Source organism: Paenibacillus sp. FSL R7-0198 (assembly GCF_038000415.1).
Taxonomy (GTDB): domain Bacteria; phylum Bacillota; class Bacilli; order Paenibacillales; family Paenibacillaceae; genus Paenibacillus.
The window spans coordinates 515,267-537,526 of record NZ_JBBOCB010000001.1; the positions used below are offsets into that span (position 1 = coordinate 515,267).

Annotated in this window: 17 protein-coding genes; 8 read left to right on the forward strand and 9 right to left on the reverse strand. The window is 38.7% G+C overall.

Annotated elements, in window-relative coordinates:
• Positions 1 to 83 precede the first annotated feature (83 nt).
• Positions 84 to 275, forward strand: coding sequence for a hypothetical protein (locus MKY87_RS02050; RefSeq protein WP_340962690.1), 192 nt, complete (start codon positions 84 to 86; stop codon positions 273 to 275).
• Positions 276 to 425: 150 nt separating this feature from the next.
• Positions 426 to 2,402: a sigma-70 family RNA polymerase sigma factor gene (locus tag MKY87_RS02055; protein ID WP_340962691.1), complete on the forward strand. Its 1,977-nt coding sequence runs from the start codon at positions 426 to 428 to the stop codon at positions 2,400 to 2,402.
• A gap of 159 nt (positions 2,403 to 2,561) precedes the next feature.
• Here MKY87_RS02055 and MKY87_RS02060 read toward each other — a convergent pair whose 3' ends face one another.
• On the reverse strand, positions 2,562 to 3,179 hold the full coding sequence (locus tag MKY87_RS02060; RefSeq protein WP_091029717.1) for a TetR/AcrR family transcriptional regulator: 618 nt from the start codon (positions 3,177 to 3,179) through the stop codon (positions 2,562 to 2,564).
• Positions 3,180 to 3,318: 139 nt separating this feature from the next.
• The gene (locus tag MKY87_RS02065) at positions 3,319 to 4,077 is read right to left on the reverse strand and encodes an SDR family oxidoreductase (RefSeq protein ID WP_340962692.1); all 759 of its coding nucleotides are present in this window, start codon (positions 4,075 to 4,077) and stop codon (positions 3,319 to 3,321) included.
• Positions 4,078 to 4,252: 175 nt separating this feature from the next.
• On the opposite strand from MKY87_RS02065, the gene MKY87_RS02070 reads away from it, so the two are divergent.
• A complete protein-coding gene (locus MKY87_RS02070) occupies positions 4,253 to 5,182 on the forward strand; it encodes a MerR family transcriptional regulator (RefSeq protein ID WP_340962694.1) in 930 nt (309 codons plus the stop codon).
• Positions 5,183 to 5,238: 56 nt separating this feature from the next.
• Positions 5,239 to 5,922, forward strand: coding sequence for a DUF554 domain-containing protein (locus MKY87_RS02075; protein WP_340962695.1), 684 nt, complete (start codon positions 5,239 to 5,241; stop codon positions 5,920 to 5,922).
• Positions 5,923 to 6,712: 790 nt separating this feature from the next.
• Here the strand turns inward: MKY87_RS02075 and MKY87_RS02080 are convergent.
• The 4 genes from MKY87_RS02080 to MKY87_RS02095 are packed head-to-tail and all read right to left on the reverse strand — an operon-like array spanning position 6,713 to position 12,367.
• On the reverse strand, positions 6,713 to 7,807 hold the full coding sequence (locus MKY87_RS02080) for a hypothetical protein (RefSeq protein ID WP_340962696.1): 1,095 nt from the start codon (positions 7,805 to 7,807) through the stop codon (positions 6,713 to 6,715).
• A gap of 18 nt (positions 7,808 to 7,825) precedes the next feature.
• Positions 7,826 to 9,430 (reverse strand): AAA family ATPase, encoded by a 1,605-nt coding sequence (locus MKY87_RS02085; protein WP_340962698.1) that lies wholly within the window; start codon positions 9,428 to 9,430, stop codon positions 7,826 to 7,828.
• Positions 9,427 to 11,286 carry an HsdM family class I SAM-dependent methyltransferase gene (locus MKY87_RS02090; protein WP_340962700.1) on the reverse strand — a complete coding sequence of 620 codons (1,860 nt, stop codon included), beginning with the start codon at positions 11,284 to 11,286 and terminating at the stop codon, positions 9,427 to 9,429. The genes MKY87_RS02085 and MKY87_RS02090 overlap by 4 nt, the downstream gene beginning before the upstream one ends.
• 31 nt (positions 11,287 to 11,317) lie before the next feature.
• A complete protein-coding gene (locus MKY87_RS02095) occupies positions 11,318 to 12,367 on the reverse strand; it encodes a restriction endonuclease subunit S (RefSeq protein WP_340962701.1) in 1,050 nt (349 codons plus the stop codon).
• A 1,026-nt stretch (positions 12,368 to 13,393) separates the two neighbouring features.
• Here MKY87_RS02095 and MKY87_RS02100 point away from each other — a divergent pair.
• Positions 13,394 to 16,942: a hypothetical protein gene (locus MKY87_RS02100; protein WP_340962702.1), complete on the forward strand. Its 3,549-nt coding sequence runs from the start codon at positions 13,394 to 13,396 to the stop codon at positions 16,940 to 16,942.
• Between the two features lie 130 nt (positions 16,943 to 17,072).
• Here the strand turns inward: MKY87_RS02100 and MKY87_RS02105 are convergent, their stop codons facing one another.
• The gene (locus MKY87_RS02105) at positions 17,073 to 17,408 is read right to left on the reverse strand and encodes a transposase (RefSeq protein ID WP_340962703.1); all 336 of its coding nucleotides are present in this window, start codon (positions 17,406 to 17,408) and stop codon (positions 17,073 to 17,075) included.
• Positions 17,409 to 17,763: 355 nt separating this feature from the next.
• Between MKY87_RS02105 and MKY87_RS02110 the strand changes: the two genes are divergently transcribed.
• Together MKY87_RS02110 and MKY87_RS02115 are read left to right on the forward strand one after the other, a co-directional pair.
• Positions 17,764 to 18,807, forward strand: coding sequence for a phospholipase D family protein (locus tag MKY87_RS02110; RefSeq protein ID WP_340962705.1), 1,044 nt, complete (start codon positions 17,764 to 17,766; stop codon positions 18,805 to 18,807).
• 625 nt (positions 18,808 to 19,432) lie between these two features.
• Positions 19,433 to 20,284 carry a hypothetical protein gene (locus tag MKY87_RS02115; RefSeq protein ID WP_340962706.1) on the forward strand — a complete coding sequence of 284 codons (852 nt, stop codon included), beginning with the start codon at positions 19,433 to 19,435 and terminating at the stop codon, positions 20,282 to 20,284.
• Positions 20,285 to 20,581: 297 nt separating this feature from the next.
• On the opposite strand, the gene MKY87_RS02120 is transcribed toward MKY87_RS02115, so the two are convergent.
• Complete coding sequence (locus tag MKY87_RS02120) at positions 20,582 to 20,842, reverse strand: transposase (protein ID WP_340962707.1); 261 nt, start codon at positions 20,840 to 20,842, stop codon at positions 20,582 to 20,584.
• A gap of 104 nt (positions 20,843 to 20,946) precedes the next feature.
• Positions 20,947 to 21,282, reverse strand: a complete 336-nt coding sequence (locus tag MKY87_RS02125) for a transposase (RefSeq protein WP_340962708.1) — start codon at positions 21,280 to 21,282, stop codon at positions 20,947 to 20,949.
• Between the two features lie 208 nt (positions 21,283 to 21,490).
• Here MKY87_RS02125 and MKY87_RS02130 point away from each other — a divergent pair, with 208 nt between their 5' ends.
• Positions 21,491 to 22,138, forward strand: a complete 648-nt coding sequence (locus tag MKY87_RS02130) for a restriction endonuclease (protein ID WP_340962709.1) — start codon at positions 21,491 to 21,493, stop codon at positions 22,136 to 22,138.
• Positions 22,139 to 22,260: the final 122 nt, after the last annotated feature.

A 22,260-nucleotide genomic window follows, 5' to 3' on the forward strand; every position in this document is an offset into this window, starting at 1 on the left:
CCACACTTAGAAGGCTTATTCCACTTGTTGAAGATGGAATGAGCCCTTTTTGCATGCAAAAAATCTAAGGAGATGAACAGACAATGGCAAAACGTGAACAGGTAGAGAAAACGGTGCATTCAATTGCCCAGGCTCAAGCAGATTATGAGCAGTTGATGAAGGAAATAAGGGGCTACTGCCTGCAGGTAAAGCAATTAAGGGAGCAGGCGGTACACCATCGAAATACTATATTAGTGCCTTTACAGAAGGTCTTGCCAAAGATCAATAGATGTTGAACACTGCTAAAGAAATGGCTGGATTCATGGTGGATCTCATGAACATGATAACGTGTCGTAGAAATTTGATCGGTCAGTTCCAGAATAATGTTACATTAATTAAATCCAAACCCCCGAGTTAGCTGTCTATATAACAGGAGGTGAACGACAATGATCGATGTACAGCAACAAATCAACGCCGCACAAAACGGAGATCACGATGCCTTCGTTTCTCTTATAAAAGATCGAACGGATAAGCTGCACCGAGTGGCTCGCCATTATGTACGGGAGTCCAAAGATGCGGAGGATATCGTTCAGGATGCCCTGGTTAAGGCTTATGAGTCACTGCATACGCTGCAGCAAGCCGAAGCGTTTGAGAGCTGGCTTACCAGAATTGTGGTGAACCGGGCGCTCAATCATTTGGAGAAATCCAAGCGTGTTCACCTGAGCGAAGACCCGCAGGCGCAAGAGCCATTGGTCGTTAATGATATCGATCAAACCCTGGATCTGGAGCGTGCATTGGCCAGTCTGAATCCGAAGCTGCGTCAGCTCCTGTTCTTAAAATATAAGAAGGACCTGACCCAGCAGCAAATCGCCCATCTCCTGGATATGCCATTAGGTACTGTAAAAACACAATTACGGAAGGGGCTGGCACATTTGCGCAACGAAATGGCTCAAGATTTTCTCGAACGAGACCTGGATACATTACGCCTGCAGTTAAGACAACAGGCAGAGCACCAGTTTGCCGTTTCACCGGATTATGATCTGATCGTCAATGACTATCAAGAGAACACCATGAGGGGAACAGGGAAGGGAGAAGCGGGATTCTTATGGGTTAAAACGGGGAGTGATGACGCCGTTTCTGCCACGCTCTCCAGGGACGGCAACTTGCTAGACTATGCCATTTCCTGGGCCTCATTGGACAACGAGACACGGCTATCTGAGGAGAAGCTCAAACAGCAGGCAGAGCAATTCCTGGAAGATCATTATCCCGGCGCACTGCGTGATTTTCCGTATTGTGAGATGGAGTGGATGGAAGGGATGTTTGGGTACACACGACAGCAGAAGGCGATGGGGCTGCCGCTTCCTGAGACGGGATGCCTGATTATGGTTCACCCCAGCGGTCGCGTGGTCGGATTTAGGTACTACGGAACCGTTCCAGGGCCAGCACTCCCAACCATGATCACACCAGAAGAGGAACAGATGGCGTGTATGAAGGCGAATTTTTTGCTACATGTGGAATATTGCGTATTGGACAAAGCCGTGTACACGGATGGTGACGATCAGGTCCATCTTGTTTACGCCCCCCGAAGTAGAGGACTAATCTATACTGCATCATCACAGGAGGAAGTTCCGACAGCCTATAGGGCAGAAGCTGTCCCCTCTGACCCAAGAACTCTGGACGAGTGGCCAGGTGAGTTCCCGCCCGCACGAAGCCTAGAAAAGTGGATTGGCGTAGACAACTACCAATTTCAGTTAGTACAAGACGACAATATTGGCTCGAACACCAAGTTGATGGTGTGGAAGCAACAGAATGAAGAGCGTCCAGCCAAGAATGACCGGTCTTGGAAGGCCTATTGGGCTGATCAGATGGAGGGAGCGGTCAAGGCGCGAGTAGACAGCCAAACCGGACAACTGATTGACTTTGTTTCGCATGGTAAGCCAGATCAACTAGCTCCATTAACCTGGGATCGAGACGCATGTATAAAAGTAGCTATGGACTATGTCCGAGGACTAGCAGCCGAAATGTTGCCGTATCTCAAGCTTCTAACTGAAGAGACCGACGACGAAGATCGTTTGGAAATCATTCGCTTTGGTGTATATGTTCAAGACGTATCTGTCAGGGATGAATGCTATCAACTAGCTGTTGACCGCTCCAATGGGAGGGTCAAAAGTTTGATGTCCCCCTCCATAAGGCCAGAACAGTTAAACAAGCTGGAGACCGTGCCTTCATTTGATTCCCAGACAGCCATCCTCCGATGGACGGCACAGGCCAAGCTGCGTCTGCAATGGGAACGGATGCACAATGCTAGGGCGGAAGAGGCGAAGTACGAACTAATGTATCGAATGATTGGTAGCGAGCACGAGCGGACGCCCGAAGTGCTTGATGCGCATACGGGAAAGTTATACGAAAATACTTTTTACTGACAAACAAAAACATCTAGCCCGAAACTAAGGGCTGGAAGGCATTCAAAAGCCTGCGGACGTAGAACAGCATTGGAAGGAAGTTGGTGTCCATTCTACAAAGAACGTATATAAACGAATACGAGGGAGTCTCATATTGGGAGATCTCTCGTATTCGTCTTTTTAGTCAGCATACTTGTTTATAATCGTATGAGCAGCCTCATCCGCTATTTGAAAAGCCTGCTCTCGTGAAATACTGAAATCAAGCAGCAACATTTTGGGCCATAGCACCTGCCCAGCAATTAGACTCATAAATTCATTGGCCGTTTTTGACGCATCCGGCAGATTAATATTACCCAATTGAACTTCATCTACTAAATATTGCGTCAATTTCTGATGCACGGCGCCTTCGCCCAGTTCATAATGAAAAAGACTGAGCTCGGGGAACTGCTTGGCTTCTGCAATGACGACCCGGAATAAAGGAGCCATTCCATCACGAGTCAGCACGCATGCGTAGTCTCGTCCGAACTTTATTAATCCTTGCAGGGGAGAACCGAGCTCCGGTGGAAAGTCCCATTCGGGATCAAGCTCCCAAAAATGCTTGACGATGGTTTCAAAAATCAATTCCTTCGTCGGGAAATGATTGAAAAGTGTACCTGTAGAGAGACCAGCAAGTTTTGAAATCTGAGCTAAAGTAGTCCGCGCATACCCTTTTTCAAAAAACAGTTCTTGTGCAGCGGCAATCGCGCACGCCCTTTTTTCTTCCTTTATACGTTCATGGTAAGTTGATTTAGTTCCCATAATTCCACTCCAAAGTTGGATTTAAGTCTTATCAGAGGGATAGCACCCTCTTCTCTACTATACAACAGTTGATCGTGTTCTAAAAGAAAAAGCTGCCTAAGCACCCTCGGAGGGCTTAAGCAGCAATAGGGCTAACATATTAGAGAATCGTTTGAGCGCCATCCAGAACCAAGTCAACGCCAATGGTGAAGCGTGACTCATCCGAAGCCAGATAAACAACAGCTTTGGCAATCTCTTCGGCAGTACCCATGCGTCCAGCCGGAATCCCGTCACGAATGCGGTTAATAACCATATCACGAATTTCGTCAGACACGCCTAGCTTGTTCTTATCGTAAAGCGGGGTATCAATCGGTCCAGGACTCACCGTATTGAAGCGAATTCCGTGAGACGATAATAAGTCGGAATTCCAGGCTTTGGTCAGGGTGGAAATGGCACCTTTAGTAGCCGCATAAGCGTTGGAATGTGCATATCCGGCATGAGAGCTGCTCGATCCCATTAGAACGACAGAAGAGGGGTTCGCCATAACAGAAGTTAGTGCCTGCATTAAGAAAAATGGAGCTTTTACGTTGATGGCAAACAATCGGTCAAAGGCTTCCTCATCGATTTGCTCGAATGGACGCCAGTCAGATACACCTGCGTTTAAAAAGGCAATATCCAGTTTGCCAAAATGTTGTTCAACTCGATCAGCCAGTTGGCGTTGAGCATTGAGGTCTCGGGAATCTGCCTGAAGCACAAGGACTTGATTTCCAAGTTCCTTTTGCGTTTTTTCTACATTTGCCGGAGTTACTCCGGTGACAATCAATTCAGCACCTTCAGCCAGAAATTGTTTGGCTGTCTCCAAGCCAATTCCACTGGTGCCACCCGTAATAAGTGCTCGTTTACCATTAAGTCTAGTCATGTTAAAACCTCCATCGCAAGATACTTACAAGGACAAATATAAGACGATAATAGTCTAAAGTCAAGTAACTCAACTTTATTTATTTTTTCTTATGTGATAAAATCATTTTAAGCACAAGAGGCTGTGAATACAGAGTTAAAAAAGTTTTTTTATTCGTTATAACACTGACAAGAATATGGATCAGGAAATAGGTTTGGGAATATTTATACAGAGTCTTGATCAAGAAATTCATATAGGTATATTATCAAGGTACAATATGGGGGGAGAGCAGAACACAATGAGCAATATGTTTTTGATTGGGGAAATATCAAAGCTTTTTCAAATCGACATCCGGACTTTACGTTATTATGATGAAATCCATCTATTAAAGCCCGCCCTAGTAGATGAAAACACGGGCTATCGGTATTATTCTATTGAACAATTTGAAAGTTTGAACACCATTCTATATCTTAAAGCATTAAATATACCGCTTAAAGACATAAAACAGTTTGTGGATCGACGGGACATCGATTATATATTAGCATTATTAAAGGAACAATTATTTAAAACAGAACAAAAACTTTTGGAGTTTGAACAGATCAAAAAGAAAATCAATCTCCGGATTCATCAGATTGAACATACATCGAAAATGAAAAATCTTTTTAAAATCCATAAAGAACAACTTGCTGAACGAAAGATTGTCATGTTAAAACAAAGAATTCATCATAGTGATAATTTGGAAATGTGGATTCGTATATTAGAGAATAGTAGTAATTTGAAATCTAGCGTCTTTCTTGGTCAAGTTGGATTAACTTTATCCCTTACGAGCTTACAACAAAAGAAATTTAATGAGTATGATTCTATTTTCCTTTTTGTAGAGCCGGAGAAACACGCCTTTACTGAAATGGCAATGAAGACTCTTCCTCAGCAACAATACTTGATTATTCGATTTGTGGGTACACATGCAGAAGCATCTTACTATTATGAAGAACTATTGAAACATGCGGACGAACAAGGTCTCAACATTTCAGATAACGCGCTCGAAATTACTTATATCGATTATGGGCTAACACAAGACACCTCCAAATTCATCACTGAAATACAACTACCTATAAATGAATCTTGACCCTCCAGTCGCTGGAGGGTTTATTCTATTAAAAAAAGATATTAGGAGAGAAGATCATGATTGGAACAATTGTTAATGTAGCGACAATTATTATTGGTAGTGTAGCAGGAAGCGTATTTAAAAAAGGGCTGAAGGAGTCTTATCAAGATATTCTTATGCAGGCTATGGGTTTGGTAGCTGCTGCGTTGGGGATTAATGCAATAGCTAGTTATTTACCAGAAAGCAAATACCCAGTGTTGTTCATTGTTAGCCTTGCATTAGGCGGAGTTATCGGTCAAAAATTAAATATAGAGGAACGCTTTAAGAAATTGGTGTCCAGATTCTCAAAAGGAAATCTAGCCGAAGGCCTATCCACTGCGATATTGCTCTTCTGTGTAGGAACAATGTCCATTTTAGGCCCTATTGAGAGTGCAATGAGGGGAAATCATACGTATTTGTATACGAACGCGATTCTCGATGGGGTAACTTCAATTGTCTTTGCAGCTACCTTTGGTATTGGAATTATTTGGTCTGCAGTCTTCCTGTTTTTTTGGCAAGGATCAATATATCTAATGGCTAATATCTTATCCGATTTTCTCACGCCTGAACTCTTGAATGAAACATCGATTGTTGGGGGCACATTAATTTTGTGCGCAGGAATAAGCATTCTTGGGATTCGGAACTTCAAAACAATAAACCTAATTCCAGCTTTACTGATACCTGTTTTGTTCATAGGGATCAAGAATATATTCGGCATATAATCTTATTACACTAACATCATCATTGAACAGAAATTATGAAGGTCTGAGGGACCATTGGTATATGATATTACTTTCAATCTGTACTCCTGGAGTAACCTCTAAAGTGAAGCAGCGTGGAAAGTATAAGTTTGAAACGATAAAAAGCGGATGTCTTAGAAATCCGCTTTTTTGTCTTAACTATCAAATAATTCAGACAAGAGCAGGTTAGCCTGGTGTCGCGGGACAAAAACATTGTTCCATTCAAAATCGCTATTAAAGCGGCTTTTTTTGTTTTATGGAACCAAGTTCTTGTCCCAAGCTAAGGACAAGAACTTGGTTCCATTGCCGAAAAGGACAAGATCATTGTGTCATTGCGGATTAGATTATTATCTAAATGTTATCAAGACTAAACGCTACTTTGGTAAGATAAGGCTCAAATCGTTCTCTGTAGGCATAAACTCTGTTCCATTATGTGTAAATGTCGAGTAGAATATTGAATCTGTTTCATTAAACTAACGGACTGGTTAGCGTTACCTTAATGCTAACTACAGGCGATGATTTTTTGTGTTAATTAATGAACTCCACAAGCAGACTTATACCCAAAATGATTATATTCAACTTTAAAGCCCCCTTGTCACATTTATCTGAGATACTTCCTTCTATAAAGTATTTATCGGGATACTAAGAGGAGAACCTTGTAGATAAAATTGAAATTGTTAGAGGAGAGATCAAGCTACAAGCTTCGATAAACCTTTGATATAGGCAGGAGAAGTGAGCAATATTATCAAATCACCATAGATACTCTCTAACATTAATCCTCTGGTAACATACGCATTTCTAAATCTCTTAAGGCTGCTTTAAATTTTAGAGGATCGTTTAATAGAATCTCAATTAACCTTAGTCTTAAATAATATAAAGGCAGTTTTCTTTTCCCTTTACCAGAGCTTATGCATATTTTAGTCAATTTGTTTCGTAACCATTGGTCTAAATGCTCCCGTTCAGGGTTATCTTCTGCTAGATCACTTAATATAGAATCATATAAATTTTCAAGCCTACCTGGCCACCTACCGCTTAAATTGTATATACGATTAAAGTTTTTAACTCTGGCAATAGCCGTCTCTTCTTGCGATAAGGATCTTAGTTGAATAAGGAATTTATCACGTGTACCGAATTCAATATCTATCTCCATCTCGTCAATGGCTTCATGTTTGTATGGGATGAATGCTCTTTGAATTGCTCCCGGAAGAGTGGAAGTATCAAGTGGATCTTGTTGTATTTTGATCCTTTCGTTACAAGCTAAACAAACTGGAATGAGATTATCTGGGAGCATCGCTATAGCCGGATATTCATGTTTTGGAAAATAGTGGTCTAAATCTGCAATCATACTTTGCGAAATATCTATTTCACAAAGACAAGCAGGACATAATTTAACATTTACATTTTCAAGCTGGTAACCTTCAAAGAAATAGGAGCGGTTAAAAGGATTCTTGGAAAACGTTCCGATCTGGTCAAAACCTGTTTTATTGAAGATTTGACTATAAAAAGGTACGACAAAACCATTAAGTGCCTTTTTTAGTTTCGTCGGGAGTTTTGTTGACTGAAAGCAGAATGTTGACGTATCGTACTGATTAAAAAAGTAGATATCATTTCTAAAAGCATCCAGGACTTGACTTCGTTCCGGAATAGATAATATATTGAATAATGCTAAATATCCTGACACCACGGGACCATCATTGTTTTTGCTTTTAGATAGATACCATGAGCCCGCTCCTGTTGTGTTACCCCCGTTAAAATGTGAAAGAAAACTTACTTCATTGAATTCTGTATGACGGACTGAATATTCCAATAATTGATCTAAAAATTCTAAAACTATATTGAACTCATTATGATATTTTGATTTGTTCATTCGAATCAGCATAAGGTTCTAATCCTTCTCTTCCAGTTCTAATAAGCGATTGGAGACACGGAAATAGTGGTATCCTGGTCCCAGCATATCTTGCAGTTGCTTGAGTTTGTCATAGTTATTTTCCTCATCAGCTAATCTGAATGCTTCATCTATCAGTTCTTCAGCATACGAACCGATAATACCACCAGTCCCAAAAATTTGCTTACTGATTTCCCCTAAATTAGCTCCAAAGGAAGAAATACGTGTGGACTTAATCTCTGAACGTAGTTGTTTATTTTCTGAAATCAATCTAAATTGGTAAAGTTGTTGTGGATCCACATCAGTCAAAATCATTGAGGAGTGGGTAGCAATGACGACTTCATGGCTAGCGACAGAGTTATCCAATGATATAAATTCGTTTAGATATTTTATGAAATTTACGTTCCAAGATTCGTTCAAATGTACGTCAGGTTCGTCCAATAAAAGCAAAATGTTTTCTTCACAGCTCATAAGTAGCAGTATACCTAAATGAGCAAGCCACAAGTATTCACCATCACTAAGATTTTCACTGGTAAATATTGTTTTAGATCCTTTTAGCTTAAAAGCAAGCTCTGCATGTTCCAATAGTCCCATTCGTTTAGCGTAAATTAGAGATGACAAAAAAGACAGTGGTGTTGTAACGTTACTGATGTTTTTGTGAAAATAGTTGAAGTCCGTATAATTAGTATTTTTGTCAAAACGGAAAATAGCATTCCTTCGATAATGATGTGTTGGTAATTGGAGAGATGATCTCTTAATGGCACCATTATTTTGAGTAAGGGTTCTACTCAAAAAATCGTATAATGGTAAGGAACCTGATTCTTGTTTACTGTAAAGTAACTTCATGAATTCACGCTCAATCGAGCCACTCTCTTTTCCGAAACCAGTAACGAACTTTTCATTGTTTCCCGAAAGAGAAAAGGAAACTGGGGTGAAATCCCCGATTAAGTCAAAAAGCTTCTTTCTCTTACGGGAATAGATGTGGTTTAAGTTCGTATCATCGGAGATATCTGAGAAAACACACAACGTAATAATGACATAAAGTGCCGTTTCACCATTAATAAACAAATAACGAGGATCCTCGTATAACCTCTCAATTTTTCCGAGAAGACGATCCAGCCCTGTAGCATCTTCAACTTCTCGTTTTGGATCTGAGACATAATCATAGACATCACTGATTAAAGCATCTTCCGGTGTTTGAAGTAAAACCTGATCTAGCATATTATTTGGGCCAGTAGATTGAGCCAGTATTTTAGTAGGATGATATTCCTGCCTGTCACTAAATGGACTTATTTGCATATCTTGTATATCACCATTAATAGAGTAGGTCAATGGACCGTCTAAATTCCATACAGAAATTTTCGTTTCACGGCCATTAAGCCTAATAGAATAATCAATTTGAAATTTAAAACCCGGCGACTCATCCTGCATTATACGGGTGAAAATAAGGCTAATTACTTCCAGTAGAGCTGATTTACCAGAACCATTCTGGCCGATGAGAAATCGGCAGGATGCGCGGTAAGGTGAGTTTGCACTCTCTTGAAAACTAATATTGAATTTTTTCAACAGTTTATATTCTTCAACGTAGATATGATTTAATTTCACAAATTTTCACCTTCCATATACGATATTGCCGGTTGCCAGCGATCCATAAGCAAAGGATTACCTTGGCGATCAAAAACGGTATCGGTATCTTCTTTCTCATCATAAGAGGGGATATTAATATCTTTATCTAATGTGCGTTCCAAAACTCCGAAGGATTCAAAAAGTAGAATGGTTTGGAGTGCTGATTGTACACCAATTATTCTTTTCGCAGCTTCATGAGCAGCCAGTGGTTGGTGACTCTTGAAGAACGTATAAAGAAGTTTTAATTGCCAATCTGCCAGCTCGTTTAAGAACCAGCCAAGATTTGTTTTTATTATTTTGAGTTGCATATTCATGAGTTGCTTTCGCTCTTTCCGTTCAATCTCAATTATTAACTCGTGAAAATATTTTTCTTTTAAGGCAGACTCATTCGAAGTAGGCAACTCGTCCCCTTTATCATCAGGAAATTCTTGATTTTTTTGGTCAGCAATCCAACGAGTCTGATCTATAATATGACGCAGTTCCTCGGTTATTTGCTCTTCTAATTCCAAGACTTCACTTAATAAATTTTGTGGATCTCCATAATTATCCGGTTCCGGTTCTATATAGCTGTAATTCGTCACGCTTAAAAGATATTTTTGATTCACTATTTCATTAAATGATGCGAAGGTAATATTCTTCGAATGAGCAGACCTTAGTGGATATGAACGGAAAGAATAGTTCTCGTTCTTGGCTTTAAACCATTGATCTGCATCCTGATTGCGTCTAAACCAAGCGGAGAGCATAGTTTGATAAGTATCTTCCTCTTCTGAATAATAATCTTCGGTTTGAGAAAATTCGCTGGAATCCATTTCATAAAACCACACATACTCAGTATTGAGTGTACGAGACTCCTTTTTTCGAAATAAAAGAACTGAGGTTTTTAATTGAGCAGAAGATTTAAACATACCCCGTGGCAGTGAAATAACACCGTCCACTAGTGCCTCTTTAAATAAGATATGCCTTGCTTCAACATACATATCACTGAAGAAAAAACTCTCCGGCAAAACAATTGCTCCTCTCCCACCTGGCTTCAATATCGACAAACTTCTCCAAAGAAACATAATTTCAGAAGGCTGCGTTTGTTTTGAAGTAAATTTAAGTGAGAAAGAAAGATCTTTTGTTTTTATTTTCATAGAGAATGGAGGATTGGTCAATATAACACTGGCTTGGGATTCCGCATAATCAAGTCCTCTTTCCAAAGAGTTTACATAAGAAACTTCCGAGACTGTAAAATCACATAAATATAATTTAGCATTCGTTAGTCTTATCGAGAAAGCATTATTGTCGAATCCTCTTATTTGTCTTGTGAAGGGCAAGGAAGCAATCAAAAAGTTACCCATTCCGCAAGCAGGGTCTACTAGAATATCAGAATCGTTTACTTCATTCATGCGCACCAAGGTATTCGCAAGTCTCAGTGGAGTAAAGACGGTTAATCTTTGTTGCTTGGATATAGTTGAACCAAGAATATCAAATATGTATACATAATTTTGATTACTATGAAGACTGTTTACAATATCCTCTACTAATTCCATTGCTTCAAGTAGCATTCCCATTGAATTCAAATAAAAGGGTCCTGTTAAGCCATGACCTGCTAATTGCTCAATCTGCCTCCGGATATCATCAATCAGTAAATTGACTGGCAGGTGTCTGAGACTTTCTCTTACTTCAGTCCAAGTTATCTCCATTTGCGGCTGAGAAGTATCCAGCTTTTTAAATAATAACAGAAATATAATGAAATCAACGCTTTCTTCCGATCCACTTATTCCGTTTCGCCACAGCAAATCCAAAAGCGAATTCAATCTTTTCTCTAAATTTTTCTTGTTTAATTTATACATGATTTTCTTTTCCTCCTTTCTCAATAGAGAGTTATAAAAAAATGTTTTGTGAATGATTAAATAATTGAAGCAACTGCTCTTTAGTGTGGGATTGTTTTTTCTGAATTTTATTCATAGAATGAATAACATCAGCAAATTTCCTTTGAATTTCGAACGGCGGTACGGGTACCTTCCATGACTTTATAAATGAAACAGAAATACGTTGGCGTCCAGTACTGCCAGTCATGAACCGTGCAGCATATTTACGGGAGCTCGGAAGAGATAACAATCGATGAATCCAGAAAGAGTGAGTAACACCTGACATCGGTCGAAGAACTGCAATTTCTCTAGATCCAAAACCAATATTACGCTCTAGATCGGAAGCTACGCAGCCTTTTCCATTTTCTAAGCTTGGAGAAATTGTGGGGAACAGAACATCCCCATTTGCAAAATAGCTATAACTGCTTTCACGCATTTCTCCAACCTTTCGATATTCGGATAATATATAACCTTCTACCATAAGGTTTTCCAATTTAACATAGGGAGCCGATAAGTCATCAGAAACTACAATACCTGTTTTGGAAGGATTGATTGTTAATACATCTCTTAATGAAGCAGTTTTGAATCCTTTGGGGTTTTGAGACGGATCTCCAAAAAAGGAGATAAACATTGCATTAAACGTTTGTTGCAACAGGCTGTCTGCCTTTCGTCTCATTTCAAGTATAGAGTCAGCCTTTCGATATACTTGAACAATTTCCTTTTGTACCGACAAGTTTGGTAGACTTATACTTTCACAATGTAGAAAGCGATATTCAACTGTTTTTGTCCGTTGTAGCAGGTTGTTTCTGTCCCAAGAAATCTCATAACGATTGGAACTAAGAAGCAGATAGAGATAGTCTTCATCAATCATATCAGGTCGAAGAATATTGACTTTACCAATGTTTTCTTGAACATTTTCATCAATGATATGTTGATAAATTCTTCCTCTATCAGGTCCAAAGAGAACGATAAGAATACTTCCTGGCTTAATATATTTGTCTTGAGCTGTTAGTTTAGTAATTTTAAATAGCTTATTGAGGCGTATTGCGTATGATGAGACCAAAGTCGATTCCTACCTTTCTGTGTTAAGGAAAACAATGGAGATAATTCCATTTGTATTTTCTCATTTCAACGAAATTCATGCAATAGAAGATTAACTCAGATACCCAATGCTCTAACTTATAATGAACGTGAAACGATTGCGATTGCTCGGAGCCCGAATAGATAAGCTGACACCGACTAGCTTCAAGCAGTCAATTAATTTGGTCATTGGAAATACGCAAATTACGTAGCGTATTACAACAATCCGGTTTGTTTACGTCATTCTTCGCGGTATATGATCATACCCCGAGCAAATAAATGCTTTAATTCATCTTGTTTTTCATCAGTAGGTGAAGCATTTACTTGCTGCTTAACATACGCTATATTCCGGAAGCAAAAATCTACAACCTTATGGTCGATGCCCAGTCTCGAGTACAACTGACCAAATACAATCTCCCGTTCAAATAGCTCCAACAAATCCTTTTTCATCATTACGGCGGTATTGCACAGCTTAAATATTCTCTGCGATAATCGTAAAAATTACTGCTGTTCCTCCTCGGAGCTATGGTCAAGCAGCAAATCCCACATTTGTTTATTACTTTGGTTGTTTGTTGATGTAACGGTCAGCAACTGACGAAACAACGCCTCTCGTTGAACGGATTAGTGACCAGCATCGTATACACGGCCATACCGTCTGGAAATCGGTCCGTATCATAATAGTAAAGAGCATCTATACTCCCGCAACGCAATATCGAAGCATCACCCCTCAGGTGGTATAACATGATTCCATACCTTTTCGTTATGATTATGCCCATTCCACTATAACGACAGAGGTTAACCACAATAGACGTTGAGGCAGTATTCCAGCAGTCCTTCCGCCATCAACCGGTCCACTATAACACCAATCTTTTGCCCAAATAAGACTTCGCCCCCAATCTCAATATGCACTCCATCAGAGAAGGGGATTTGTGAATAATGTTGAATATAAACTATTAAATGCAAGGTTTGTTGAAAATTCCGAAAATATCAACTACTGAGGGAAGATAATATGAAAGATAAACAATTAAGCAATCCGTTTTCTATGGGGGGTGGGGGTGGACATTTTGAGGCTCATGTTCAAGCATCTTTTGTTATTTTAATGCTCACTGGGGGAGTTGCACCTTGTCTACCTCCTTGGCCCATTACTGAAATAAAACTACAAGGAAAAGTTGACGGATATAATACTGATGATGTAATCGTCTTCATAGAAGAACCCAATTCTAAGAAAAAACGAAAATTACTAGGTCAGGTCAAACATAGGATCAGCATCACTCAAGGGGATAAAACGTTCACAGAAGTCATTCGAGCAGCCTGGAACGATTTTACTAATACTGAGGTTTTTAATAGAGGAAAAGATGTGATTGCCCTAATTACTGGTCCACTAAACGCAACTGACTTCTATAATGTTCAGTGGCTACTAAGTCAGGCAAGACACACAAAAAATGTTGAAGAATTTAAGAGACAAGTGACACGAGCTAATTTTAGTCCTCCTAAAAGTGAAGAGAAGTTAAATGTATTTAGATACCATATAAAGCTAGCAAATAATGGTCAAGATGTAACTGATGAAGAACTTTATTCTTTTTTTAATCATTTTTATTTAGTTGGCTATGACCTTGGAGAAGAGGAAGGGGTTATCTTAGCTTTATTACATTCCCATATTTCACAATACAATCCACAAAATCCTCAGTTGATTTGGTCGCGCGTTGTAGATATTGTGCATTCTTTTAATAAGGATGCAGGTACAATCACCTTGGCAAAACTGCCCAATGATCTGAAAGAAACCTTCAAACAGCCCAATATTACGTATATTCCAACTGAGTTGATAGCTCAACCAGAACAATCAAAAGTAGATTGGAAGCACCATATAAACGCAAGTACCATTGCTTTAGTTAATTTAATTGGTGCTTGGGATGACAATAATGATGCGGATGTTGAAATCGTCACTTCGATGGTAAAGAAGGATTACACTGTTTGGATATCACTGGCTAGAGAAATGCTCCAGCAGAATGATGGTGCGGATGCCCCGCTGTTTCTCCATAATGGAGTTTGGAAAATTAATAATCGTGTATTCTTTTGGGATATGCTCGGTTCTCGTATCTTGGATCGAGATCTAGATTCATTCAAGAATATTGCCGTATTAATATTGAAAGAAATTAATCCAGCTTTTGAACTTGCTCCTGAAGATCGTTTTGCAGCCAGCGTATATGGGAAAGTAAGTATCTATTCTGCAGTATTAAGAAAGGGGCTGGCAGATAGTCTGGCACTCTTGGGTAACAGAGGAAGGGCTCTAACGAATTGCTCGTCTCATAAAGCTGAGAATACTGTAAATCTGGCTATTCGTAAGATCTTTGAGAATGCAGGTTGGGAATTATGGGGGAGTCTGAATAGCTTACTCCCAACTTTAGCTGAAGCCGCTCCTGAAGAATTTTTGAACGCAGTTGAAAATGCAATGGTCACTTCCCCTTGTGCGTTTGATGAACTTTTTTCACAGGAAGGTCAAGGAGTCGCTGGAAGCAACTATTTGACCGGCTTGTTATGGGCATTAGAAGGAATTGCTTGGGATGAACAATATTTTGTTCGAGTCTGTGTTGTTCTTGGAGAGCTAGCTAGCCATGATCCAGGTGGCAAATGGGCAAACCGTCCAGCCAATTCACTAGTAACCATTCTTTTGCCATGGCTCCCACAAACTATCGCACCAATAGAGAAACGTAAAGTTGCTGTACAAACTCTTTATAGAGAATTCCCTGAGATTGCTTGGAACCTTCTTGTTGAGCTACTACCCAATCAGCAACAATCTTCAACAGGTTCCTATAAGCCTGTATGGAGGAACACAATTCCGGAAGATTGGAAAAAAGGAGTCTCTCAGAAAGAGTACTGGGAACAGATATCATTTTATGGTGAAATGCTTGTTGTCATGGCAGAAAAGGATATTACGAAGTTAGGTTTACTTATCGAGCACTTAGATGATCTACCTCAAACTGCATTTGACAACTTACTTTTTCTTTTATCATCAAAAACAATTCTAGAACTTCCAGAAGGAGAGAAATATCCCCTATGGGAGAAGCTTTTTAAATTTTCGAAAAAGCACCGTTATTTCTCTGATGCAGAATGGGCATTGAAAGATAATTTGCTCTTACGTATTGAAGATATTACTGAAAAGCTAACTCCATCTCATCCTTCTATACTTTATAAACATCTTTTCATTGAGAATGATTTTGATCTTTATGAAGAGAAAGACAATTGGAAAGAACAAAGTGCAAAGCTCGATAAACGACGTCAAGAAGCAGTAAATGAAATTTTAAATTCAGGTGGACTAAAGGCAGTCATCCAATTTGTTGAAGAAGTAGAGTCTCCCATGACAGTTGGAAGTTCCTTAGGAAGTATTGCATATGAAGATATTGATCTAGCCCTATTACCCCAATTTTTAGATTCTACTAATAATAAGTATATAAATTTTATCGGTGGATATATTTGGAGACGTCGGTATATAAATGATTGGTCATGGGTAGATGCATTAGATAAGACAAGTTGGAGTATTAATCAGACCAGTAACTTGCTTACATTTCTACCTTTCACCAAAGAGACATGGGATCGTGCAAACACATGGTTGAAAAGTTATGAAAGCGATTATTGGCAAAAAGTAAATTTCAATCCATTTCAAGCAAATGAAAGTATCGAAATAGCCATTGATAAATTATTAGTGTACGGACGTCCCTTCGCTGCCATATACTGTATGAATGCGATGCTCCATACGAAAAAAGATTTAAACCCTACTCAATGTGTGGAAGCACTAACAATGGCACTCTCTTCATCTGAGCCATCTCATCTATTAAATACGCATCATATTATTGAATTAATTAAATTCCTTCAAAATTCTACTGAAACGTTAGAAAAAGATCTATTCAATGTGGAATGGGCTTATTTGAAAATTTTAGGCCAAAATAATAAGTTGAAGCCAAAGCTACTTGAAAAATCTCTTTCTAGTGATCCAGAGTTTTTCTGTGAAATAATTAGATTAGTTTATCGATCTAAGAAAAGTGACGAAGTAACTGAAATAAATGAACAAACCAAAGCACTTGCTGATAATGGATGGCACTTGCTACTTAATTGGACCACGGTTCCAGGTACACAAGAAGACGGAATGTTTGATGGGTTATCTTTTGTCACTTGGCTTCAAAGGGTTAAAGAGATTTGTTCAGTAACAGGACATCTGGAGGTTGCACTGTTAAATATCGGGGAGGTTCTTATTCACGCTCCTGCTGATCCAGATGGATTATGGATTAATCATTCTGTTGCTCAAAAACTAAATTCAAGAGATGCAGAAGATATGAGAAGTGGTTTTAGCACAGGAATATATAATTCTCGCGGCGTACATTGGGTAGATCCAACTGCTAAACCTGAACTAGAATTAGCCGCTAAGTACCGGAAACAAGCTGAAGATGTTGAAAACGTAGGTTATCAGCGCTTTGCAACTACACTTAGAAAGTTATCAGAAACATATGAAAGAGAAGCTATGCGTATCATTGAGGAGCACCGTATCGACATTGATAATGATTAACGGTTTGGATTTTTTGATATTGAAGCCTCAATTAAAATGCTCTATTGATTCTAACGCAATTTCGAAATAATTACTGTACTTGCCAATAATCACTTCAATAATTTGGAAGTGAAAAAAGCTTACGGTATCCCTACGCAGTTCTGAGCTGCGTTTTGATCTGGGCTAGTGTGGCCCCAGCCTGAGCTTGGAAGTAAATATAGGCAATAATGTCCTGCTTTTTCAGTGAGCGGTAGTGATGTAAAACATCGATCAAGTCTCCAGGATCATTATAGATGCAGCACATCGAAGCAAACATGAGCAGGGCTAGATAACGGTCAATCGTCTGAGTCGATCGAACTTGGTAACGAGCCATGGCCAGATGGACTTTAGCCGTTCGAAAGTACGTTTCAATCGCCCAACGCTTACTGTAGTAACGTAGAACTTCTTCATTTGTTAGTGAAACATCGGTGCTTAGAAAAGCCTTCATGCGTTTGGGATCAAAGCCATGACCTTCTTCCCAGCACAGCAGAACACGGCATTCTCCAAGAGATTAGGCTCCCTTCATAGCGATATACGTGATAAGCGGAAGAGCCGATGGTCACCAAATAGGTATCCCGTTTCGAAATGTAGGAAGCAAAGCCTTTTAGCGATTGCCGAATGCCTTTCGGATAGAAAATGCGGTTGGTTTTCAACCCGCTGATGACATGAAAGCCTCGTTTTGCACTTGTTTGAAGCACCGAAGACGAAGGATACCATGAGTCCATCAACACATAAGTGGGACAAGTAGATAAGAATAATGTTTTTTAGCTTTACTTATAGATAACGAAGGAAGGTTTCTATAAATGAGAATAATAAACAATGTAGATTCAAACCATTTTAATGAGCTGAAAAAGCTTGCTGTTGGCGCAGATGAAATTCACATTATCAGTCCATTTCTCATGGAAGACTTTGATGACATTTTTGCTGAAATTATCATTCCTGCTAAAATCAAAAGATTAGTACTTATCACTACTCTAAAAGATAATGATCCTGACCTAATTAAGAAAGCAAACTCCCTACATTCGTTCTCAACATGTTGTGTGAGAGGGTCCATTGTTTTTGGAATTCACATCGATAATAAGTTACATGGGAAAATCTATATTGCAAGTAAGAATGGTAAACCAGTAAAGGGTATTATCACTTCAGCGAATTTCACTGATAGAGGATTAAGTCATAATCATGAATGGGGTCTTGAAATAGAGGATACTAATTCTTTAATGAAAATAATTGAAGAATTGAACAAAGTGAGTAGCGAATCATTAACATATAAAGTTCTGGAAGAGCTTATTGTTAGAATTGACAGATACACACAAAGCGAAGAGGTTCCTAAAAAGCCTAAAATTGATGTTAAGGTAAGTGACCTTATTAAACACAGATCGCTAGCAACAGTAACAGTCAATAATTCAAGTATAGCATACTTCATTAAACCAGTTGGTCACTCTAAAGAACCTTTCGCTACAGACAGGAAATTATCCAGTGGAATCGAGCAACTTCACTTTGCTAAAAGGCCTAACGCTATCAATATTGGTGATATCATTATTTGCTATGGTGTAGGAACAGCAAAGCTCTTAGGTTATTTTGAAGTAATTGGCGATCCGTACATCTGGGATGATTCAAGCAGATGGTCCTGGGAGGTCCAAGCTAAGAATCTGTATCCTAAATACAGTGAGAATTGGACATCTTTTGAGAACACAATCTCAAGTATACGAACTACATATGGTGCACAAAAAACGGTTACTTATGTTGGAGGTAAAACTCTTGGGGCACTTCAGTTTGGTGCAGACAAGATTCGTTTATCCGAAGAGTTCGCAATGCATGTTATAGACATAATTGAAGGAAGAATATAGCGACCATTGATGATGAAGTTTACAAAGCAGATATTAATTGTATTCTAAGGGATTAATTAATCGAGTAGGCCCTTGTGCATTTGTATGGGCCTCTCACAGATGTCCAAGGACAAGAACATGGTCACAGGAGTCATTAAATTACAAGAGGGCCTTTCTACCTTTAGTTTATTGAATTGTTGAGAGTGCTCCTGACGAAGATAACGATCTAATCCTAGATTCCATTGAAGAACAGCTGGCCTTCCGCCTACGGCTAAAATATTGATTGGTTTAAAGGTTATATTAAATATTAGCTTTTTTTCGTAGGGTTGGGTCAAAGAGATTGTCAGTGTAACATTTATCATTCAGAAGTCCCTTCAGATATAAGACAATGACCTACAGGAAGTCATAGACTGAAACTACAGCTTAATAGCGATGCCAGAAGTATTGATATTAAATGCTTTTAGCATGTTCCCAGAGTCACTGGGCATGTATGTCTCACTAACGCGCTGAAGCTATTTTTGCTGAGGCAGGAAATTCATTAAATTCAATTTCTATGGGGGGCGCAACGCTCTCCATTTTCTTTAAATCAAATTAAATAGCTTTTACAACAGTGACATAGGTATCTTGTTCGAAGGAGTCGTCTATTATGAAAAGATCAGAGTTTTTAGATATTTTGACAAGAGACAAAAATTTATCAAAGAGTTTGCGTAGAAGGACTATTCTTAAAAGGTTATCAGTTATACTAATGTTTTTGTTTAGTCTATTAATGGTTTTTATGCTATTTCGATCACTATACTTAAACATATTCATAAAAATGGACAAGATGAGCTATTGGTCCTTAACTATTATTGGCGGTTGGTTGTTATCAATAATTGGAGTAGTTTGGTCTGATAGTTACAATCCAATCTCAAAGGTTGGGAAGTTTAATAATCAACTTTTCGTACTAATAGAGTTACTGATTTTAGAAATTGAGAAGAGTAAAACTGGATCTTTTCACTTAACTGAATTAACTTTGCTATTTAAAAGATATCTGCATAAGATGTTTGTTCATGCAAATTCTGTATACGTATTTGAAAACGATGAAATAAGTTCTAATATTACTAAACTTGCTGATATCTCATCAAATAAGTTACGTGATGTAACTCATAGCAAAGTATCAATATTAAAATTTTACAAAATGTTAAATAACATATATGAGAGCAAGATTAATGAAAGACATATCCATAAAGATGAATTTACTAAGCTTTTAAAATATGTAGATGAAATAAATCGTTACAAGTCTGAACCAAATCAATCAAATCTTCACCTTAAATCAATTGAATTTTTACAACGAAATAAAAAGAAAGTGTTGATCTCCCTTATTATTATATTTGGATCATTTGGCTTAACACTAAAATTACTCGGCATGAATGATTCAAAGTATATCGATTATTTCTTATATTCGACGACTATTATTGGGCTTATTTTAGGAGTTCTTTCATTAAAAGAAAATGATTAATTTAAATTTTTGTGTAATAGGAACGTTACCATTTGATACTAAGGACATTGTCTGTGACCTATGCAAATCGCCATTGTTATTGGAACATAGTAAAAATGAAGTTTCTGAAAATACGTTTTCCGGTATTTTTACCGGAAAACGTTCTTTTGTTATTCTGAATTCTGGCTTTGAATAGTATTTAAGCATCAACCTGATTATTACCTAGTTGTTATAACTAACCGTAAAGTAATAAGTGATTTTTTAGATTAGAGCGTGTCTTCAAACCTAATTTAACCATTAGCAAAATAGAAGCCAGCGTTAAAAGGCTCCAAACGTGCAGGATAACTTATCATATCGTGTAGCCAGCCTGCGATCGTGCTTCAATTTGTTAAACAAACATTCCACGAGATGGCGTTCCTTGTACAACCACCAATCGCACTTACGCTCGTTTTGCGATGTTTTCGACTTGAAACGACCGCATTTAGCTTGCTTCTCGTCAAGGAGTTTCAGGATGTTATTCATGTCGTATCCTCGGTCAGCAATGACGTTCATCCCTTGAAGTTCCATCGACTGAAGCATTTCATACCCTGTTACTCAAGCATGACGGTTACTGCTAGTTAACTCGTAACGAAGCGGGTTACCAAGACCGTCGACAATGGCATGTATTTTTGTCGTTATTCCGCCTAGGGATCGCTCGATCGCCTGAAATTGCTGCCCCCTTTTGCGCCCGCTCCATGTTGGTGGACGCGAACGATCGTTGCATCGATCATGATGTTTTCAAAGTCAAGTGTGGTGGAAACATGTTTCAATATTTCATCCCAAATTCCGGAAATCTGCCAACGTCTGAAACGCGTATACACGGTTTTCCATGAACCATAATGTTCAGGTAAATCACGCCATGGGGCTCCAGATCTGACAGCCCAAAGCACGTGAACCTTTCTTAAAACCTGACGATGAAAGATTTTTTTCGCACATTTAAAGACTTCTTCATCGCGCTGAACCTGCTTTAAGCGTACCATCTGCTGCTTGAAGATATTGATAGTAGCCGAATCTGGAGACCCCTAAAGCTCACAAAAGTACCGGGTCATCCGCTTCAAAACTTGGATATTACGGCTTGTTGAATGAGTTTAAAATCTTGATTTTCATAATACTACGATCACAAATTCTATCTTTAACTTTGAAATATATGGTATTGTTGTACTAGAAATTAGAAGGAGGATAGACCTCATGGACTATATTATTTTTCTGCTGGTTATTGGTGTAATTGTTGTGTTTCCTATATTAATTCTCATCTTGTCGAGAAAACAAAAGACTATCGTTGTATTTGAAAAGGAGAACTACGATCTAAGAAATATCACATTAGCTGATATTGATAGAATGAATGACGGCTCAGGTTTTGAAATGTATCTATACAGATTATTAATCGAGCTAGGCTATTCCGGTGTATATAAGACTGTGGGTAGTCGTGACTTTGGGGCTGACGTAGTTTTTACTGATCCGGATGGAGTTAGAAATGTCATACAAGCCAAAAGATACGCTGTAGAAAATCCGGTAGGCATCAGTGCTGTTCAAGAAGTCTTCTCTTGTATGAGATACTATAAGGCCAAAAAAGCAGTTGTCATTGCAACAACCAGATTCACAGATTCATGTGAAACGCTGGCCGGTATCAATTATGTGAAATTGATTGATCGAACCGACTTATCTAACATTATTGAGGCCTTCAGAGCCGGTGATACCCTTGAAGCACGTAAGATAATTGAAGCTGAACCCAGAAAGATACTTGAATCCTGGTCAGAGACAAATTCAACTACGCTGCATGAAGTTCGTAAGGATTACAAGGCAGAGAAGTATGTGAAAAAAGTGATGAATAAGTGAATTAAAAAAATCAATACTGAAGTTAAGAAAATAGAAGGTGGCTCTCTGTGAGAGGGAGTGACATGGAATAATTTTTACATATTCTCTTGAATTTTTTTTGAGAGAAAAGATTGGCTTGGCTA

Bases quoted from the DNA above. Each gene is read 5' to 3' on its own strand.
- MKY87_RS02115 (WP_340962706.1), top strand. From the start codon at position 19,433: ATGAAAAGATCAGAGTTTTTAGATATTTTGACAAGAGACAAAAATTTA.
- MKY87_RS02070 (WP_340962694.1), top strand. From the start codon at position 4,253: ATGGATCAGGAAATAGGTTTGGGAATATTTATACAGAGTCTTGATCAA.
- MKY87_RS02055 (WP_340962691.1), top strand. From the start codon at position 426: ATGATCGATGTACAGCAACAAATCAACGCCGCACAAAACGGAGATCAC.
- MKY87_RS02060 (WP_091029717.1), bottom strand. From the start codon at position 3,179: ATGGGAACTAAATCAACTTACCATGAACGTATAAAGGAAGAAAAAAGG.
- MKY87_RS02100 (WP_340962702.1), top strand. From the start codon at position 13,394: ATGAAAGATAAACAATTAAGCAATCCGTTTTCTATGGGGGGTGGGGGT.
- MKY87_RS02075 (WP_340962695.1), top strand. From the start codon at position 5,239: ATGATTGGAACAATTGTTAATGTAGCGACAATTATTATTGGTAGTGTA.
- MKY87_RS02080 (WP_340962696.1), bottom strand. From the start codon at position 7,807: ATGAACAAATCAAAATATCATAATGAGTTCAATATAGTTTTAGAATTT.
- MKY87_RS02120 (WP_340962707.1), bottom strand. From the start codon at position 20,842: ATGCTTCAGTCGATGGAACTTCAAGGGATGAACGTCATTGCTGACCGA.
- MKY87_RS02105 (WP_340962703.1), bottom strand. From the start codon at position 17,408: ATGAAGGCTTTTCTAAGCACCGATGTTTCACTAACAAATGAAGAAGTT.
- MKY87_RS02090 (WP_340962700.1), bottom strand. From the start codon at position 11,286: ATGTATAAATTAAACAAGAAAAATTTAGAGAAAAGATTGAATTCGCTT.
- MKY87_RS02050 (WP_340962690.1), top strand. From the start codon at position 84: ATGGCAAAACGTGAACAGGTAGAGAAAACGGTGCATTCAATTGCCCAG.
- MKY87_RS02125 (WP_340962708.1), bottom strand. From the start codon at position 21,282: ATGGTACGCTTAAAGCAGGTTCAGCGCGATGAAGAAGTCTTTAAATGT.
- MKY87_RS02130 (WP_340962709.1), top strand. From the start codon at position 21,491: ATGGACTATATTATTTTTCTGCTGGTTATTGGTGTAATTGTTGTGTTT.
- MKY87_RS02110 (WP_340962705.1), top strand. From the start codon at position 17,764: ATGAGAATAATAAACAATGTAGATTCAAACCATTTTAATGAGCTGAAA.
- MKY87_RS02065 (WP_340962692.1), bottom strand. From the start codon at position 4,077: ATGACTAGACTTAATGGTAAACGAGCACTTATTACGGGTGGCACCAGT.